A 17,779-nucleotide genomic window follows, 5' to 3' on the forward strand; every position below is an offset into this window, starting at 1 on the left:
AAGGGTGCAGCCTCAGCCCTAAGGCCTTCTGAATCCCGTCGGCCCGCCATAGAGATAGCCGATGCGGGCGACCGCCTCTTTGAGCCCCTCGCGCGAAACCATCATGGTGTGGCCGTTGGCGTGGATCATGTTCTCAGTGTCGGTCATGATGGCGACGTGGCCTTTCCAGAACACCAGGTCGCCGCGTTGGAGGCCCGAAAAATCCGGCCCGACGTCAAGCACCTCGCCAAGGCCAGTTGCCTGCATGTCGGAATCGCGCAGCACGTCCCTGCCGGTCATGCGCATGGCCAGTTGGACAAGGCCCGAGCAATCGATGCCGAAGCCGGACACGCCGCCCCAGAGATAGGGCGTGCCGATGAACATTTCGGCGACGCTAACATAGTCGGCAGCAAATTCGCCGATCGGACGCAGGTGGCTAGCGATCATCCCCTCGCCCGATGCCAGCACGGAATACACCGTGCCGCGCGTTTCAGCAGCGCCGGTGACCGTAACCGTCGATCCCATCGACAGATCGGCGGTGCGCGGGAAACGCAGGTCCGGTCCCGGATAGACGAAAGTGCGCGGTGCTGAGACGATATGCGTCGGCGCGGTATTTTGTGCGCTCAGGGCCGTATCGGCGACATAGCCGACGTAGCCGTCGCGCTCGGCCTGCACCCAGGCCCAGCCTTCGTTTTCCTCGAAGACGAGCACGTCGTCGCCGAACAGCAGCTGCGTGTTGACGCCGGCGTCCGGCCGCGGTGCCTTGCGGACATCGGCAACCGGCACCGAAATGCGCGCCGGCCTGCCGTAAACGAAGCGCTCAGCGGACACCTCGCCCTGCAGCCGGGCATCGGCAAGGTCAGCGCGGAAGGCATGCAGGCGGGCATCGTGGGCAGTCAAAGCGGCAACTCCATTGCTTTGGCAATGATAGCATCGCCCAGCCGCTCGACATAGAGCGCGCCCTCGACCGTGCGCTTGATCAGCACGTTGCGCTTGTCGAGTTCGTCGCGGTGGCGCGACACCAGCTTCAGCGCGCCCATCGTGTCGAGGGCGCGGGTGATCACCGGTTTGGTGACGTTGAGCTTCGCAGCAAGCCCGCGCACCGTGTGCGGCGGCGGGTCGAGATAGATCGTCAGCAGGATTGCCGCCTGGCGCACGGTAAGGTCAGGCGCGTCGTCGCGCACTTCGGAGAGCAAGACCTGCTGCCAAAGCCGCAAGGCCTGGCTGGGACGCAAATGGACTGACATCCCACCAGCATGACGGCAAAACGTTTCGGTTCCGTTTCAGTGCCGCAGGATCAGCCGTAGCGATCCGAAATCACCTTCTCCAGCGCGCGGATCGCCTGTGCCTCGCCGCCGGCCGGGCCATAGGGCCGGTCTGCCGGATTCCAGGCGTAGATGTCGAAATGCGCCCAGCTTGCCGCCTTTTCGACGAAGCGCTGGAGGAAGAGCGCCGCCGTGATCGAGCCGGCAAAACCGTCTGTGGTGACGTTGTTGATGTCGGCGACCTTCGAAGACAGTTTGGCATCGTAGGGTTTCCACAGCGGCATGCGCCACAGCGGGTCCTCGACAGCGAGAGCCGCCGCAGCAAGATCGGCGGCGAGTGCATCGTCGCCGGTGTAGAAGGGCGGCAGGTCGGGGCCGAGCGCTACACGGGCAGCACCCGTAAGTGTCGCCATGTCGATCAGAAGCTGCGGCTCCTCCTCGTCGGCCAGCGCCAGCGCATCGGCCAGCACCAGCCGGCCCTCGGCGTCGGTGTTGCCGATCTCGACGGTGATGCCCTTGCGGCTGGTCAGGATGTCGCTCGGGCGGAAGGCATTCGCCGAGATGGCGTTCTCGACGGCGGGGATGAGCACGCGCAGCCTGACCTTCAGGCCGGCGCTCATGATCATCGAGGCAAGGCCGAGCACATTGGCCGCGCCGCCCATATCCTTCTTCATCAGCAGCATGCCGCTCGAAGGCTTGATGTCGAGGCCACCGGTGTCGAAGCAGACGCCTTTGCCGACCAGCGTCACCTTGGGTGCGTTCTTGTCGCCCCAGACGATGTCGATCAGGCGCGGCGCTTCTGCCGAGGCGCGGCCGACGGCGTGGATCATCGGGAAATTCTGCTTAAGGAGATCGTCTCCGGTGATGACGTCGATCTTCGCCTCATGCTTCCTGGCCAGCTTGCGCGCGGCTTTTTCAAGCGCGTCAGGCCCCATGTCGTTGGTCGGCGTGTTGACCAGATCTCGGGTGAGAAAGACACCGTCTGCGATGCGCTCGACCTGCTTGCGGTCGGCACCCTCCGGCAGCGAAAAGCGCAGCTCCTTGCCGGGTTTCTTGCCGTAGCGGGTGAAGACGTAACCGCCAAGAACGAGAGCGAGGGAGGCAAGCGCCGGGTTTTGCGGCGCGGCGGCAAAATGCCAGTCGCCTTCCGGCAGCGCCTTGGCAAGCGCGCCGAGTGCGAGTGCGCCATTGCCGTCGTCCGCCTTGCCGAGACCGAACAGGGCGCCGGCGATAGCACCGTCAGCGCCCGGCAGGACGAGCGTGCGGCCAGCCTCGCCCGAGAATCCATTATGTCTGGCCCAGGCGCTGGCAGCGGGATCGAGGCCCGCGGCTTCAAGCTCGCCCTTGGCGACGAGATGGACGGGGTTCGAGTGCTTCAGCTTTTTCTCGGTGAGGTCGAGCGGCATGCGTGGTTCCTTGACTGATCGACTATGGCGCGAGCGGTTTTTTAACCGTCCGTTAGGGTTAACAGAATATTTCTCCAGAGGGGAAAGATGGCCGAAGCGTGGCCATCGATACGGATGGAGACGTGAGCCGATGTTGAACAATCGTTCGCCGAACGCAACCGGGAAAAGGCTGGCGACGGCCGCTTTGCTTCTAGCGCTCGCTGCCAGCGTCGCCGGCTGCGCCACCGACAAGATGACGACCGGCTCCGTGTCGCGCGCATCCGGTAAATCGGTGGACACCATGTCGTCCACCGAACTCGGCTATGCCTCCGCCTCCCTCGGCCAAGCCTATACGAAGAACGTCAACGACAAGTCGACCGCCCTGCGCTACGCCAGCGTGCTGCAGATGAACGGCCAGTCGGATCAGGCTCTGGCCGTCATGCGCAAGCTTGCCATCGCGCTGCCCAAGGACCGCGACGTGCTGGCGGCCTACGGCAAGGCGCTCGCCTCTGTCGGCCAGTTCGAGCCGGCGTTGGATGCGGTGCGCCGCGCGCAGACGCCGGAATATCCGGACTGGAAGCTCGTTTCGGCCGAAGGCGCGATCCTGGACCAGCTCGGGCAGTCCGACCAGGCGCGCCAGCTTTATCGCAAGGCGATGGACCTGAAGCCGAACGAACCGTCGATCCTGTCCAATCTCGGCATGTCCTATGTGCTGTCCGGCGATCTCAAGACCGCCGAAACCTACATGCGCTCGGCATCTTCCGCGCCCGGCGCTGATAGCCGCGTGCGCCAGAACCTCGCTCTCGTCGTCGGCCTCCAGGGCCGCTTCCAGGAAGCCGAGCAGATCGCCCAGCAGGAACTGTCGCCCGAGCAGGCACAGGCCAACGTCGCCTATCTGCGCAACATGCTGGCACAGCAGAACGCCTGGAACCAGATCAAGAACGAAGACAAGAAGAAACCTTCGACGAACTGAGCTGCGACGTTCAAACCGCTTTGCAAAAGACCGCGCAGCATCTGTGCGGTCTTTAGTTTTTCGGGCGGAGTTTTCAGAAGATGCCGCGCTCGCTGACCTGAATGCCGGCCGGTCCCAGGATCACGGCAAACAGCACCGGCAGGAAGAAAAGGATCATCGGCACGGTGAGCTTGGGCGGCAGCGCTGCCGCCTTCTTTTCGGCGGCGTTCATGCGCATGTCGCGGCTTTCGCTGGCCAGCACGCGCAGGGCGTGAGCGATCGGCGTGCCGTAACGCTCGGCCTGGACCAGCGCCTGCGACACCGACTTGACCGATTCAAGACCTGTGCGGCTGGCGAGGTTTTCATAGGCCTGCTTGCGCTCCTGAAGATAGGAAAGCTCGGCATTGGTGAGGATCAGTTCCTCGGCCAGTTCCACCGACTGCGTGCCGATCTCGTCGGCGACGCGGCGGATCGCGGCTTCGATGGACATGCCGGATTCGACGCAGATCAGCATCAGGTCGAGCGCGTCCGGCCATGCCATCTGGATCGACTGCTTGCGCTTGGTGGCGCGATTGTTGACGTAAAGGATCGGCGCGTAGAAGCCGGCATAGGCAACAAGAATGCAGACGAACAGCTTCACGAAAGGCGGCTGGTCAGGCAGGCCGCCGAGAACGAGAATATAGACGCCGGCCATGATGAAGCCGACAAATGGAAGGACCAGCCGGAAGAACAGGAACTTGGTCAGCGGATTTTGACCGCGGAAGCCGGCAACCTTGAGCTTGTTGAGCGTGTTTTCGTCGACCAGTGCCCGCTTGAGGTCCAGCTTTTCGACGATGTTGCGCATGCCGATCGACTGCTCTTCACGCAGCCCCTTGCGGCGGCGGTCGGCTTCGGCGGCAAGGCGCATGCGCTGCTTGGCGCGCAGTTCGTCGCGCTCCAGCGCCACGGACTTCATCCGCGATTTCAGCGTGTTTCCGCCCAGCGCCGGGAGCGCGGTGAAAATGGTCGCGAACACCGCAATGCCCACCAGCAGCGCGATGAGGAAGGACGGATCGGTCAGGGCTTTGACGACTTGCTCGGTCATGTCCGTCTAAACCTCGAAATTCATCATCTTGCGCATCACGAAAATGCCGATCGACATCCAGATGCCTGAAATACCCAGAATGAGATGGCCGGTGCTCGTGGTGAAGAGCGGCATGATGTAGGCCGGGCTCGACAGGTAGACGAGGAAGGCGACGATGAACGGCAAGGCGCCGATGATGACGGCGGATGCCTTGGCTTCCATGGACAACGCCTGCACCTTGGCCTTCATCTTCTTGCGGTCGCGCAGAACCTTCGAAAGATTGCCGAGCGCTTCCGACAGATTGCCGCCGGCCTGGCTCTGGATCTGGATGACGATGCCGAAGAACCCGGCTTCCGGACAGGGCATGGTTTCGCCCATGCGCAATGCGGCGTCGGGGATGGACAGGCCCACCTGCTGCGCCTCGACGATGCGGCGGAACTCGGTCTTCACCGGCTCGGGCGATTCATTGGCGATGAGGCGAATGCCGTCATTGAGCGGCAGGCCGGACTTGACCGCGCGGACGATGATGTCGAGCGCGTTGGGAAATTCGTTCAGGAATGCCTTGACCCGGCGCGCGCGCAGGAAAGAAACGAACCAGCGCGGAACACCAAACGCGCCGGCAAGCAGCGCACCGGGTAGAACGAGAAGTGGAGCGCCAAGCATGTAGGCAGCGATGGTCAGGACAACGCCGCAGATCACCGAATAGACGTAGAACCTCTCGACCGTGACCTGCAGCCCCGCCTGACGCAACTGGATGCGCAAAGGCGGCTTCTTGGTATTCTTGTTGTTGGCTTTCTGCTTTTCGTCGAGTTCCTTGAGCGAATCCTGGACGGATTTGCGGCGCTTGGCGGCTTCGCTTACCCGGTCCCGCGCGGCTTTCACCACAGATCGATCGGTCTCGGCGGCCTTGATGGTGTCAAGCCGCTTGCCGACGTTCTTCTCGTTTTCGATCGACTTGAACAGGAAGGCATAAGCGACCGCGCCGGCGCTGACGCCGGCCAGAAGGATGAAGATCAATACGGTGCTGTCTATGCCGAACATCCGGTTTTCGTCTTTCAGTCAGCCCGCTTTTCCATGGCTTCCAATGCTGTGGCCAGGCGCTGCTCCTCGCCGTAATAACGCGCTCGATCCCAGAAATGCGGGCGCCCGATTCCCGTCGAGACATGCTCGCCGAGCAGCCGTCCCGAGGCGTCCTCGCCCTTGATGTTGTAGAGGATCAGATCCTGCGTGATGATGACATCGCCTTCCATGCCGATCACTTCGGTGACGTGGGTGATGCGGCGCGAACCGTCGCGCAGGCGGGCAGCCTGGATGATGATGTCGACCGAGCCGACGACGATCTCGCGCACGGTCTTCTGCGGCAGCGTATAGCCGCCCATGGCGATCATCGATTCAATACGGTTGAGGCATTCTCGCGGTGAGTTCGAGTGGATCGTACCCATCGAGCCATCATGGCCGGTGTTCATCGCCTGCAGGAGGTCGAAGACCTCCGGTCCGCGCACTTCGCCGACGATGATGCGTTCGGGCCGCATGCGCAGGCAGTTCTTGACCAGATCGCGCATGGTCACCTCGCCCTCGCCTTCCAGGTTCGGCGGGCGGGTTTCGAGGCGCACGACATGCGGCTGCTGGAGTTGAAGCTCGGCAGAATCCTCGCAGGTGATGACGCGCTCGTCGCGGTCGACGTAGTTGGTCAGACAGTTCAGCAGCGTCGTCTTGCCGGAACCGGTGCCGCCCGAAATGATGACATTGCAGCGGACGCGGCCGATGATCTTCAGCACTTCCGCGCCTTCCGGCGAGATCGCCCCGAAGCGCACGAGCTGGTCGAGGGTGAGCTTGTCCTTCTTGAACTTGCGGATGGTGAGCGCAGTGCCGTCGATGGACAGCGGCGGCGCAATAACGTTGACGCGCGAGCCGTCGGGCAGGCGCGCGTCACAGATCGGGCTTGATTCATCGACACGGCGGCCGACCTGGCTGACGATGCGCTGGCAGATGTTGAGAAGCTGCTGGTTGTCGCGGAAACGAATGCCCGTCTGCTCGACCTTGCCGTTGACTTCGATGAAGACCTGCTTGGCGCCATTGACCATGATGTCGGCAATGTCGTCGCGGGCCAGAAGCGGCTCCAGCGGACCATAGCCCAGCACGTCGTTGCAGATGTCCTCGAGCAGTTCTTCCTGCTCGGAGATCGACATCGCGAAATTCTTGATCGCGATGATATCGTTGACGATGTCGCGGATTTCCTCGCGCGCGCTGTCGGGATCGAGCTTGGCCAGTTGCGACAGGTCGATCGTATCGATCAGCGCGGAAAAGACCTGCGACTTGGTATCGTAATAACTCTCGCTGCGTTCGCGTGGCGCCCTGCGCGGCTCGGGCGCCAGCGGCGGCGCTTCGACGGGGCGGCGAGCAGGTGCAGCCGGGGTGCGGGCCTCGACGACAGGTGGTGGCGGAGCGGCAAGGGCTACGCCCGCCGACGGCGCCACCGGTGCAGGTGGGCGGAACTCGGGCTTGGCCCGGCTTCCATCTTCATTGCCTCTTTTACCGAACATGCTCGACTACCGATCCGCTGCCTGACGATTACTTCTTGCGCTTGAGCCTGCCGAGAAGGCCCCCCAGACCGGCTTTCTTCCTGGACTTGATCTCGCTTCTGCCGGTCAGGACATGGGACATGTCGTTGATGATCTGCACGATCGGATTTTTCGCATCCATCTCGCCGAGCATCCGGCCGTTGTTGGACGCATTGCCGAAGAGCAGCGGATCAAAGGGAATGACGGCCATCGGCGTGATGCCGAGCGGCTCGGCGAAATCCGACGCCGAGATCTCCGGCCGTTTCGGCACACCTGCCTGATTGAGAACCAGCTTCGGCGGCCCGTCATTGGGGCGAAGCTTCTTCAGCATGTCGATGAGGTTCTTGGTGTTGCGCAGATTGGCCAGTTCCGGCGTCGCCGTGATGACGATGTCGTCGGCCTTCATCAGCGTGTTCTTCGACCAGCCGCTCCAGATATGCGGAACGTCGAGCACCAGCAGCGGCGCGCTGCGCTGCGCGGTGTCGATGATCTGGGCAAAGGCCTCCGGATCGAAATCATAGACGCGGTCAAGCGTTGACGGTGCTGCCAGAAGCGAAAGCCGCTCGGCGCATTGCGCCAGCAGGCGGTCGAGATAGACCTCGTCGATGCGTTCGGGCGCGAATACGGCTTCGGCGATGCCTTGTGCCGGGTCCTGATCGAAATTGATGTTTGCGGTGCCGAAGGCGAGGTCGAGATCGGCCACCATCACTTCCGAGCTGAACAGCGTCGACATGCTCCAGGCGATATTGTGCGCGATGGTCGAGGAGCCGACACCACCCTTGGCGCCGATAAAGGCAATCGAGCGCCCGATGGGCTCTGCTTCCGGATCGACGAACAGCGAGGAGATGACGCTGACGATATCTACCATCGAGATCGGAGCGACGACATATTCGGAAATGCCCGACCGGATCAGCTCGCGATAGAGCCCTACATCATTGTAGTGGCCAATGATCACGACCTTGGAACTTGGATCGCAATATTCCGAAAGCTCCTGCAGCGATTGCAGCAACATCTTGGGCTCGCTGCGCGACTCCAGGATGATGAGGTTGGGCGTCGGCGCCGTCTGGTAGAATTCGATAGCCGTCGCCACGCCGCCCATGTGAACCTTGAGATGGGCCTTGGCCATGCGGCGGTCCTCGCCGGCGCGCTCGATAGGGCCTGCGATGCTGTCGGTTTCGCAAAAAGCCTGGATCGAGATGCGGGGAACCGGCCGCATCGCGCTCATTGCGGCAACGTCCTGCTGAGCAGCGTCGCCACCGTCGGGGTTGGTGTCGTAAGCCAGGTTGTTCATGACCATTTTCTTTCCAAGACCTTACTGGCTGTATTCCACTTCGGAATTTCTCAGGAACTCATTCGAAATATCCCTGTCACGATAGACATCAATCACATTGCCCCGATTTGCAGCGTCGATTTCGCTCGGCTGACGCGGCCCGAGAAGATCGGCCGGATTGGCGATCTGGGCGGCCAGGTTGTTCTGATAGGAGCAGCCGAAATTCGCGTAGTGCTTGTTGTCGCTGGTATCGGCGATGTCGGCAGGCCAGCGGCCGCAGGGACCTGTCTGGGCCTGCATCGCCGTATAGGTTACCCGTATCGGGGCGGAGGCCTCCATCGAAGACGGCTGGTAGGGCGATACGATGATGCGGCTTTCATGGACGCCCCTCGACCGTGCAAAGCGTGCGAAGTCTCTTGCGGCATCGCTAGCTGCCGCCGCGTTCGGCGTTCCCGCAGGCGTCAAAATGGTGAGAACGGCTGCTGCGCTCCGGTCATAATTGGCCAGGAACCCCTGCAGAGCCACACGCTGGATGCGCGTCATTCCACGCTCGCTGGCGCCGACGGGCAGGTCGAGCACCTGCTCCTTCTCGGCGATCACGATCGGATGGTTGGTGCGATAGTCGTCCGGGATCGCGCCCACGGTGATGCTGTCGCGCTTGGAAGCACAGCCGGCAAGCAGCACGACAGCGATCGCGGCGAGCACCGGTAGCACTATCCGCCCGCGGCGGGGGTGTCCAAATTCGGCGGCGATGCTGGTATCAAACGTTGCCTTTTCCATGCCCCGTTTCCCCGATCATTTGTAAATGTAGCCGACGACGCCGTGATAGCGGCCGTTCGGTCTGGTGGTCTGCATGGTGCCGTACACACGATTGACCTTGCCGAGGAACATCCCGGCGCCGTCGCTGGCGGCATTGAAATTGTCATCCGGCTTGGCCAGCGCATTGCGGGCGACCGGCTTGGAAAGATAGGGCGTGATGATGATGACGAGTTCGGTCTCGTTGCGCACGAAATCCCGGCTGCGGAACAAGGTGCCGAGCACCGGGATCTTGGACAGGCCAGGCAGCCCGTTTACCGCCTGGCGAATGTCGTCGCGGACCAGGCCGGCGATCATCATCGATCCGCCGGAAGGCAGTTCGACCGTGGTGTCGGCAAGGCGCTTGCGGATGGACAGCAAGTTGGTCCCCACCTGACTTCCGGAGCCCCTAAGTTGGGTAGAACCCTCATTGGTCGGTTCGGAAACCGAGGTCCTAACCTTTAGGCTGATGCGGCCTGGCGAAAGCACCACAGGCTGAAATTCGAGCCCGATGCCATATTCCAGCTTTTCGACCTCATAGACAGTCGCGCCGTTCTTGTTGTCGTCTGAAACAGCGTTCGTGACACCAGTAACCAGATTGAATTCACCACCGACCTTGAAAGTTGCCTTTTCACCCGAGACGGCAGTTAGCGTCGGCTCGGCGAGCGTCTTCATCACGCCCGACTGCTCCATCGCATTGATGTAAGCATCGAGCATCGAGCCACCGACCGAAAATCCACCTTGTGAGAGCGGCTTCCCCAACCCGAATGCGTTCTCGCTGACGGCTCCCCAGCTAATGCCATTGCTGTCGCCGCCGGCGATCATGTTAACACCGAGCTGCTTCATGACGTTGCGGCTGACTTCGGCCACCGTCACCTTCAGCGTGACCTGATCCTCGCCGATGATCTGGAGGAGGTTGACGATCTTGCTGACGCGGCGTTCGGAGTCCGGATTGTTGATGTCGACGCCGCCGTAGGTGGAGCCGCCAGTCGCGGTCTGCGCATATTGGCCGGTCGTGGCTTCACCGCCCGAGACGAAAATCCCGGCAAGCTCGGCCGCGCGTTTTGCGTCCAGCGGCGTTTCGACGGTGCCGGTGAGGACGACGTTGTCGTTTATGAGCTCGACCTTGATCTCGGAGCCGGGAATGAAGCGCTTGATGTAATCTTCGAGACCGGCAACGTCGCGCTCGACTGCAAGCTCCAGGCTGACGATCTGTTCGCCGTTCGCGCCGAAGACGAAGATGTTGGTTTCGCCGACCGCCTTACCGAAGAGATAGATGCGGCGCGCGGTGCGGGTGACGGCATCGGCGACCGCCGGGTTCGCGACGAGAATATCGTAGGCGTCGGCAGGCAGGTCGATGACGATGGATTTGTTAAGGCCGAGCTTGACGCGCTGGTTATCGCGCGTGGAAGACCCGACCTGCGCCTGACCCGCGGCCTGGGCTTTGATGGGGCCTTCCAGGCCCGCAGTCCCAAACAGCATCGCAAAGCTCGTAGCCAGCGTGACCGCGTGCCTCAAAGCACGGTAACGGCCACGCGTTCCAATGACTGGATTCGACTTGTTCGAGCTCATTTCCTGGCTCCCACTTCGGTCACTTCGCCCGACTTGATCAGGCGTATGGTGCCGCGCCGACCATTTCCCGTAACGAGGTAGTCGGCCTCGTCGCCCGCTTTTTCCTGCGCGTCGGCAACCGAGCGCAGGGAAAGGGTCAACCTATCCGCCATCTGCTGGGCGACCGTTATGATCTCGGCCTGCTGCGGGGTCAGTTCGAGCGTTGCGGTCTCGCCGACCTTCACGCGCCGGCCTTCCTCGTCTTCCTGAATCGCCTGGTCGATCGCCAGAATCTTGATATTCCTCAGGATGGTCTCGGTGATGAAGCCGGAGCCGGAATTGCTGGCGTCGGCGCGGCGCGTCATGATCACGTCGACGAAATCGTTGGGCAGAATGAAGCCGCCGGCCGAAGTGTCGGCTGCGATGCGTGTGGCGATGGCGCGGGTTCCGGATGGCAGGATCGAGGACATGAAGCTCTGGCCTTCGCCAACCAGCTTGGAGCGCCGCAGCGGCTCGCCGCCATACATGGCGACCCGCGCCAGAGACGTCTTCAGCTTGTCGATAGCCTCAGGATCGGCTGCGCGTGTCACGAAACTGGCATTGACGTTGTCGGCCGGCCAGGATTGCCAGGAAAGACGATCGCCCACCGCTTCGCCCATCGGCACATCGCCGGACAGGACCAGCACGTCGGCAAGCTGGATCGCAGGCTGCTGCGGGCCGGAATCGATCACGATTTCCTGGGGTGCCGTCGCCATATTCTTGGCAACGTAACCCGCTCCGCCTGCAGCGGCGACCGCTACGCTCAATATAATCAGTCTGGATGCAACCATTCGTCCAAACCTCGCCCTTTGCAACCCTCATAGCCAAGGCGGAGATTGCACAGCCAATCGTCAAATTAAGGTTAATGGATTGCTTATGGTCGTGATTAATTTAGTGTTTACGCAAGTAAGTGCGCTGAGCATAAAAACACCGCGCAACGGATTGTTTCGAGCCGTTGCACGCCAGACAGTAGCTGCAGGAAATTTACTTTGCGGCGAGCTGCCCTAAGGCCCAGACCATGAGCGGCGAACCCGGATAGGCAATCAGCCCGCCAAGTCCAAGCGCAATGCCGTAGGGAACGCCGACCGACTTGTCGGCAAAGTTTCGCAGAAAGATGTTCCTGGAACTGAACAGAGCCAATCCCGAGGCCCGGAAGCTCAGTATGGCGATCGTCAGCAAGCCGCCGAGAAACGCGGATATGACGAGATACTCGACAAGATGGGTGCTCAGGCCCATCCACAATGCGGTCGCCGCCAGCAGTTTCGCGTCGCCGCCGCCCATCCCGCCGAGCGCAAACAATCCAAAGGTCACCAGCAAGACGATGCCGCCTGCGGCAAAGTGCAGGCCGTAGGCCGACCAGTCCATGCCGGTCAGCGGCGCCACGATTGCAAAGACGACCACCAGAACGATCGACACCGTGTTGGCGATGGTCATCGACAGCATGTCGGAGATTGCCGCGAAGAGCATGCAGAAAGGAAAGACGACGAAGATCAGAGCTTCAAGCATCGGCGCCACGCACGAAGTGAGTAAAACGGTCGAAACTATCTTAAGCCGCTCCAATTAAGGATTGGTGAGTTGAGCATCCGACCGAAAACAAAAAGGCCGCCATTGCGGCGGCCCTTTCGTGCATTGAAATGCAGTCTTGATGCGGCTCAAGCGCCGTTCAGCGTCGACGCGATGCTGTTGAACTTGGCGCTGATGGTGTTGCCGAGTGCGCCAGCGCCGGCCATGATGGCGAGAGCGATAAGGGCGGCGATCAGACCGTATTCGATAGCGGTCGCGCCGGATTCGTCTTTTACGAAACGTGCAAAGATCTTGGACATATGAGAGCTCCTACTCCACGTGTTACAGCACTTCCGTCAATTTTTCTGGTGCATTGATCGGATGGTCACAATCTAGCGAGCAGCTCTTTCCATCGACTTAACAAACAGCCTTACCGAATTCTTTCCAGCTTCAGACAAGTTGTGTGGTTAATCGCACGCTAAAGCTCAAAAGGCTAAAAAGCCGCGTAATCACCTGCATTTCGGGCGTCCGGGGAGTTTAAGAAGGTGTCAAGGCGGCGCCCGGCGCCCGGCGCCCGCAACGCAGGGCTTGTTGCAATCATTTAACCGTTGGTTCACCAATATCGTTCATTTTCCGTTGAAGACTTCATTCATCGGAGCGCCGCATGGCCAGGTCGCAGTCATACATTTGTGTTGCCGGCGCTCTTGCCGGGCTGGTCGCTGCGGTTGCCCTTGCCACGCCTGCACAGGCGGGCGCGGGCATAGAAGTCATCATGAACCAGGCGAAGATCGTCAAACTGTCCCGCCCGGCCGACACGATCGTCGTCGGCAACCCGGCGATTGCCGATGCGTCGGTTCAAGATTCGACGACCATCGTTCTCACCGGCAAAGGTTTCGGCGTCACCAATCTGGTCGTCCTCGACCAGCAGGGCAGCCCGATCGTCGACGAACAGGTGATTGTCGGCCGCCACGACGCCTCCTCCGTGCGGATATACCGGCGTGCCGACGTACAGACCCTCTCCTGCACGCCTTACTGCGAGAGTTCCTACAAGAGCGAAGCCGAGCGGACATCTGAAGTGGAGATGAGTTCCGGCCAATAAGGCCTGACCTCTTCTTCAATTTCATTTCGGACATTGCAGCGACCGCATGGTTGCTGCCCGGTAAACAAACCCCCGCGAAATTTATTCGTCATCCAAACCGGGCCTCAACGGATTTGCGTTAGGGTCTTCCGATAGCAGACGGGAATCGGCGGGGAACGGGCATGAAAGACAACTCCGAAGCGGGGAACGGCCCAGATCGTGCCAGACGTCGCGGCGTCTTTGCGCGGTTCGGCCGCGATCGGAGCGGCGCGACCGCAATCGAATTCGCGATGCTCGTCATCCCCTTTTCATTGCTGATCTTCGCCATATTGGAGAGCTGCATTTCCTTTGCGGCCCAGCAGGTCATTTCCAACGCCACGGACGATGTCGCACGGCAATTGCGCACCGGCCAGATCAGGCCGGGCAGCGGTGCGGACAAGCTGGATGAAGACAAGCTCAAGACGTTGATCTGCGACCGCATCAAGATCATGGTCAGCAAGGGATGTGCCGGCAACCTGCTCGTCGACCTGCGCAAATACGACACCTTTGCTGACGCCGCCGCCGCCGGTTTCAAAATCGTCAACGGAGAAATCGTTCTGACGAAAGACGGAGTGGCTGGTCCGGTACCCTCGGTGGAGCCGGGCGCTTCGAAAACCAAGAACATGCTGCGCGTCTTCTACAAATGGCCGGTCATTACGGATTTCCTGCGGGCTTCGATGTCCAATCTCAGCGACGGCAAGACGCTGCAGTTTGCCACCGTGACCTGGCAGAATGAGCCTTTCAACGACTGAGCGCGAGATGGCGGGAAACGGTTCCAGTCAAATGAAGGGGCAAGGAATGCTTATGGGTGCGGGGGCACATTCGGTACTGGCGCGGCTTTGTCGCAAGGCGGCGGGCCTTTATGCCGACCGGCGGGGGCTGGCCGCGGTCGAGTTCGCGCTCATCGCGCCGTTGCTGCTGTCCATGTATTTCGTGACCATGGAAGTATCGCAAGGCATCGAGGCCAACAAGAAGATCGGGCGCATCGGCAGCATGGTCGCCGATCTCGTCACGCAGCAGACTTCAGTGACAAAATCCGCGTTGGAATCGATCATGCAGATCGGTCAGTCGAGCATCCAGCCTTACAACCGCTCGAAGCCGACGATTATCGTGACCGCGATCGAAATCACGGACGAGGACTCGCCGAAGGTGCAGGTCGCGTGGTCGCGGCAGATGATCGACGGGGCCTTTTCCGAGCCATACCCGCCCAAGCCGACGAAGCAAGAGACCACGGTTCCGACTGAGCTCAAGATCAGGAACACATTCCTGATTCGAGTCGAAAGCGACCTCGCCTATCTACCGCTCATCGCCTGGACAGCAGCGCAAAAGCCGGTGCTTGGCCTTGCCGCTGCCTTCGACGGCATTTCGATGAGCGAAACCTACTATCTGCGGCCGCGCATAACCAAGACCATCACCTGCACCGACTGCTGATCCGCGGGCACGTGGGTCTTTATCCCACGATAAAACGCCTTGGTGTTTCCGAATTGCCAATGCACAAGAGCGCCCCTATGTCTTGCGGGTAACCTCGGTGATCGCACAACATGCCTGAACTGCCCGAAGTAGAAACAGTCCGGCGCGGCCTGCAGCCGGTTCTGGAAGGCGCGCGTATCGTCAGCGTAGAGATGCGGCGTCCGAACCTGCGCTACCCATTCCCCGAACGCTTCGTCGAACGGCTGGAAGGCCGGACGGTAACCGCGCTTGGCCGGCGGGCGAAATACCTGACTGCCCATATCGAAGACGGACCTGTCCTCATCTGTCATCTCGGCATGTCCGGTTCGTTCCGGATCGAGACCGATGGCGATCCCGATACGCCCGGCGTCTTCCATCACGAGCGCTCCAAGGCTTCCGCGCACGATCATGTCGTCTTCAACCTGACCACGCCGAAAGGCGACCCGGCCCGCATCGTCTTCAACGATCCGCGGCGTTTCGGCTTCATGCTTTTTGCCGAAGGCCTGGCCGAAGACCATCCGATGCTGGCCGGCCTCGGCGTAGAGCCTACCGGCAACGCGCTCGACGGCAAGCTGCTTGCCGATCTGTTTAGGGACAAGAAGACGCCGCTGAAGGCGGCGCTTCTAGACCAGCGTCTTATCGCCGGGCTCGGCAACATCTACGTCTCGGAAGCGCTGTGGCGCGCCGGCTTGTCCCCCCTGAGGGCTGCCGGGACAATTGCCGTGCGTGGCAAGAAAGCCGCCGAGGCAAGCGAAAAGCTGGCTGTGGCAATCCGTTCGGTGATCGCCGATGCGATTGCGGCAGGCGGTTCCTCGCTTCGCGACTATGTCCACACCGATGGATCGCTCGGCTATTTCCAGCATTCCTTTTCGGTCTATGACCGCGAGGGTGTCGCCTGCCCGACGCCTGGATGTGCCGGACATATCGAACGGGTTGTGCAGAGCGGCAGGTCCACCTTCTATTGCTCCTCCTGCCAGCGGTAGGTAAATCGATAGAAAGCCGTCTCGGCTATCCGGAAAACAGGAGGACTTCGCCAGATGGCTTATGAAACGATCGTCGTCGAAACACGCGGCAAGGTCGGCCTTATCACACTGAACAGGCCCAAGGCGTTGAACGCGCTGAACACGCAGGTGCTGACCGAGTTGCTCGCGGCAAGCCAGGCATTCGAGGAAAACCCCAGGATCGGCGCCATCGTCGTCACCGGTTCGGAAAAGGCCTTCGCCGCCGGCGCCGACATCAAGGAGATGCAGTCCAAAAGCTACATCGACGCCTATATGGAAGACTTCTTCTCCGGCTGGGAGGCCTTCACCCGCATCCGCAAGCCGGTCATTGCCGCGGTGTCGGGCTACGCTCTGGGCGGTGGCTGCGAACTTGCGATGATGTGCGACTTCATCATTGCCGGCGACAATGCGAAATTCGGCCAGCCCGAGATCACGCTCGGCGTCATGCCGGGCATGGGCGGTTCGCAGCGGCTGACGCGTTTCGTCGGCAAATCCAAGGCGATGGACATGTGCCTTACCGGCCGCATGATGGACGCGGCCGAGGCCGAGCGCTCGGGCCTCGTATCGCGGGTGGTGCCGGCAGGAGAGCTTCTGGAAGAGGCGCTGAAGGCAGCAACGAAGGTTGCGGATTTCTCGCTGCCGGCCGTCATGATGGCCAAGGAGGCCGTCAATCGTTCTTATGAGACGACGCTGTCGGAAGGCCTTCGTTTCGAGCGCCGGCTGTTCCATTCGATGTTCGCGCTCGACGATCAGAAGGAAGGCATGGCGGCCTTCGCTGAAAAGCGCACGGCTAACTTCAAGAACCGTTGAGCGAGTGCGTTTGGCGATGCGTAAAATCGGAGTCGAAACTGCGTTGACGGAAACGAAAAGCTGCACTATAAGCCCCACCAACCGAGGCAGCCTTGTGGCTGCCCGATTGTTTTTTGCGCCGTGAGCATATCCTTCAGGCGCTTTCACTGAGACACGAGAGAGGCATCCATGGCCAATACATCCTCGGCCAAGAAGGCAACGCGCAAGATCGCTCGTCGCGCCGCGGTCAACAAGAACCGCCGGTCGCGTGTTCGCACCTACGTCCGCAAGGTCGAAGAGGCACTGGCCGCCGGCGACAAGACGGCAGCCGAAGCCGCCTTCCTGGCCGCACAGCCCGAGCTGATGCGCGCCGCCACCAAGGGCGTCCTGCACAAGAATACCGCATCGCGGAAAGTTTCCCGCCTTGCACAGCGGCTGAAGACGCTTTCTGCCTAACAGCCATTGTTAGCACCGAATATCGAAACCCGGCCTAACCCGCCGGGTTTTTTCGTTTGCCGAACAAAGGTTTGGAAAATCCGTTCGGCACTGCCCCAGGGTAAGCTTTGGCAGGACGGAAATACTTTGCCGGCATATGCGCCTTTTCTTATGTTCAGGATCGGTGTTAGCACCCGCAACAAAATATGCCTTGTCACAAATTAGTGTTTTTTATCATACACTTACAGATGGTCATCCACAGCTTGTTCATTAGGGTGATGGGTGCCGGTGAACAATTAGCTGTCAAGGGAAATATTTAAAATAATTTCCCAACAAGCGCCTGATTTCCCATTCGTCGGAAAAGGGATTGAATCGAAAGACTTTTGTCGATTCTCCCCCGTGAGCGGGGATGTGAGTCAAGCGTTTCCCTGAGCAGATTCGTTAAAAAAGGGTTAGATGCGGCCTTGCCCTGTCCACAGCGTTTTTTGTAATGTCGCTTCATCAAAAGGGACGGGCCGACGGCCTGAAAGACCTAGCTGGAAATCTGAGGATTTTGGCGCAGACGAGTGTCTGCGGACGCGTATGGTTTGTCCTTTTGGACGTGAATAGCGAGTGGGGTAAGGCA

General features: G+C 60.8%; 19 protein-coding genes. 7 read left to right on the plus strand and 12 right to left on the minus strand.

Features of this window, described 5'->3' with window-relative positions:
- Positions 1 to 18 precede the first annotated feature (18 nt).
- Genes G6N74_RS15590 through G6N74_RS15600 form a run of 3 tightly spaced genes read right to left on the minus strand, consistent with a single transcriptional unit; the run spans position 19 to position 2,650 of the window.
- Positions 19 to 879, minus strand: a complete 861-nt coding sequence (locus G6N74_RS15590; RefSeq protein ID WP_165118882.1) for a C40 family peptidase — start codon at positions 877 to 879, stop codon at positions 19 to 21.
- On the minus strand, positions 876 to 1,226 hold the full coding sequence (locus tag G6N74_RS15595) for a MarR family winged helix-turn-helix transcriptional regulator (RefSeq protein ID WP_165118883.1): 351 nt from the start codon (positions 1,224 to 1,226) through the stop codon (positions 876 to 878). Before G6N74_RS15595 ends, G6N74_RS15590 begins: the two co-directional genes overlap by 4 nt.
- 50 nt (positions 1,227 to 1,276) lie before the next feature.
- Entirely contained in the window at positions 1,277 to 2,650 is a 1,374-nt protein-coding gene (locus tag G6N74_RS15600) for a leucyl aminopeptidase family protein (RefSeq protein WP_205826704.1), read from the minus strand.
- A gap of 130 nt (positions 2,651 to 2,780) precedes the next feature.
- Between G6N74_RS15600 and G6N74_RS15605 the strand changes: the two genes are divergently transcribed.
- Entirely contained in the window at positions 2,781 to 3,602 is an 822-nt protein-coding gene (locus G6N74_RS15605) for a tetratricopeptide repeat protein (RefSeq protein ID WP_165118884.1), read from the plus strand.
- A 73-nt stretch (positions 3,603 to 3,675) separates the two neighbouring features.
- Here the strand turns inward: G6N74_RS15605 and G6N74_RS15610 are convergent, their stop codons facing one another.
- The 9 genes from G6N74_RS15610 to G6N74_RS15650 form a co-directional block, all read right to left on the minus strand.
- Positions 3,676 to 4,665, minus strand: a complete 990-nt coding sequence (locus tag G6N74_RS15610; protein WP_165118885.1) for a type II secretion system F family protein — start codon at positions 4,663 to 4,665, stop codon at positions 3,676 to 3,678.
- 6 nt (positions 4,666 to 4,671) lie between these two features.
- Positions 4,672 to 5,685 (minus strand): type II secretion system F family protein, encoded by a 1,014-nt coding sequence (locus G6N74_RS15615; protein ID WP_165118886.1) that lies wholly within the window; start codon positions 5,683 to 5,685, stop codon positions 4,672 to 4,674.
- 14 nt (positions 5,686 to 5,699) lie between these two features.
- Positions 5,700 to 7,187, minus strand: coding sequence for a TadA family conjugal transfer-associated ATPase (locus G6N74_RS15620; RefSeq protein WP_165118887.1), 1,488 nt, complete (start codon positions 7,185 to 7,187; stop codon positions 5,700 to 5,702).
- 28 nt (positions 7,188 to 7,215) lie between these two features.
- A complete protein-coding gene (locus G6N74_RS15625; protein WP_205826705.1) occupies positions 7,216 to 8,496 on the minus strand; it encodes a CpaE/TadZ family protein in 1,281 nt (426 codons plus the stop codon).
- A 21-nt stretch (positions 8,497 to 8,517) separates the two neighbouring features.
- Positions 8,518 to 9,255, minus strand: coding sequence for a CpaD family pilus assembly protein (locus tag G6N74_RS15630; RefSeq protein ID WP_165118889.1), 738 nt, complete (start codon positions 9,253 to 9,255; stop codon positions 8,518 to 8,520).
- Positions 9,256 to 9,270: 15 nt separating this feature from the next.
- Positions 9,271 to 10,752 carry a type II and III secretion system protein family protein gene (locus tag G6N74_RS15635; RefSeq protein ID WP_246245787.1) on the minus strand — a complete coding sequence of 494 codons (1,482 nt, stop codon included), beginning with the start codon at positions 10,750 to 10,752 and terminating at the stop codon, positions 9,271 to 9,273.
- 86 nt (positions 10,753 to 10,838) lie between these two features.
- The gene (gene cpaB, locus G6N74_RS15640; protein ID WP_165118891.1) at positions 10,839 to 11,651 is read right to left on the minus strand and encodes a Flp pilus assembly protein CpaB; all 813 of its coding nucleotides are present in this window, start codon (positions 11,649 to 11,651) and stop codon (positions 10,839 to 10,841) included.
- A 193-nt stretch (positions 11,652 to 11,844) separates the two neighbouring features.
- Positions 11,845 to 12,366: an A24 family peptidase gene (locus G6N74_RS15645; RefSeq protein ID WP_165118892.1), complete on the minus strand. Its 522-nt coding sequence runs from the start codon at positions 12,364 to 12,366 to the stop codon at positions 11,845 to 11,847.
- A 146-nt stretch (positions 12,367 to 12,512) separates the two neighbouring features.
- On the minus strand, positions 12,513 to 12,683 hold the full coding sequence (locus tag G6N74_RS15650; RefSeq protein WP_091911174.1) for a Flp family type IVb pilin: 171 nt from the start codon (positions 12,681 to 12,683) through the stop codon (positions 12,513 to 12,515).
- Positions 12,684 to 13,027: 344 nt separating this feature from the next.
- Here G6N74_RS15650 and G6N74_RS15655 point away from each other — a divergent pair, with 344 nt between their 5' ends.
- The 6 genes from G6N74_RS15655 to rpsT all read left to right on the plus strand — a co-directional run bounded on the left by G6N74_RS15655 (position 13,028) and on the right by rpsT (position 17,175).
- Positions 13,028 to 13,462, plus strand: coding sequence for a pilus assembly protein N-terminal domain-containing protein (locus G6N74_RS15655; RefSeq protein WP_165118893.1), 435 nt, complete (start codon positions 13,028 to 13,030; stop codon positions 13,460 to 13,462).
- 161 nt (positions 13,463 to 13,623) lie between these two features.
- Positions 13,624 to 14,232, plus strand: a complete 609-nt coding sequence (locus tag G6N74_RS15660) for a TadE/TadG family type IV pilus assembly protein (protein WP_165118894.1) — start codon at positions 13,624 to 13,626, stop codon at positions 14,230 to 14,232.
- Positions 14,233 to 14,284: 52 nt separating this feature from the next.
- A complete protein-coding gene (locus G6N74_RS15665; protein WP_246245777.1) occupies positions 14,285 to 14,911 on the plus strand; it encodes a TadE/TadG family type IV pilus assembly protein in 627 nt (208 codons plus the stop codon).
- Between the two features lie 110 nt (positions 14,912 to 15,021).
- Positions 15,022 to 15,912, plus strand: coding sequence for a bifunctional DNA-formamidopyrimidine glycosylase/DNA-(apurinic or apyrimidinic site) lyase (gene mutM / locus G6N74_RS15670; RefSeq protein WP_165118896.1), 891 nt, complete (start codon positions 15,022 to 15,024; stop codon positions 15,910 to 15,912).
- 54 nt (positions 15,913 to 15,966) lie between these two features.
- A complete protein-coding gene (locus G6N74_RS15675; RefSeq protein ID WP_091911180.1) occupies positions 15,967 to 16,740 on the plus strand; it encodes an enoyl-CoA hydratase in 774 nt (257 codons plus the stop codon).
- Between the two features lie 168 nt (positions 16,741 to 16,908).
- Positions 16,909 to 17,175 (plus strand): 30S ribosomal protein S20, encoded by a 267-nt coding sequence (gene rpsT, locus G6N74_RS15680; protein WP_091911182.1) that lies wholly within the window; start codon positions 16,909 to 16,911, stop codon positions 17,173 to 17,175.
- The last annotated feature ends 604 nt before the right edge of the window (positions 17,176 to 17,779 follow it).

Source organism: Mesorhizobium zhangyense (genome assembly GCF_011045115.1).
Lineage (GTDB): Bacteria > Pseudomonadota > Alphaproteobacteria > Rhizobiales > Rhizobiaceae > Mesorhizobium_M > Mesorhizobium_M zhangyense.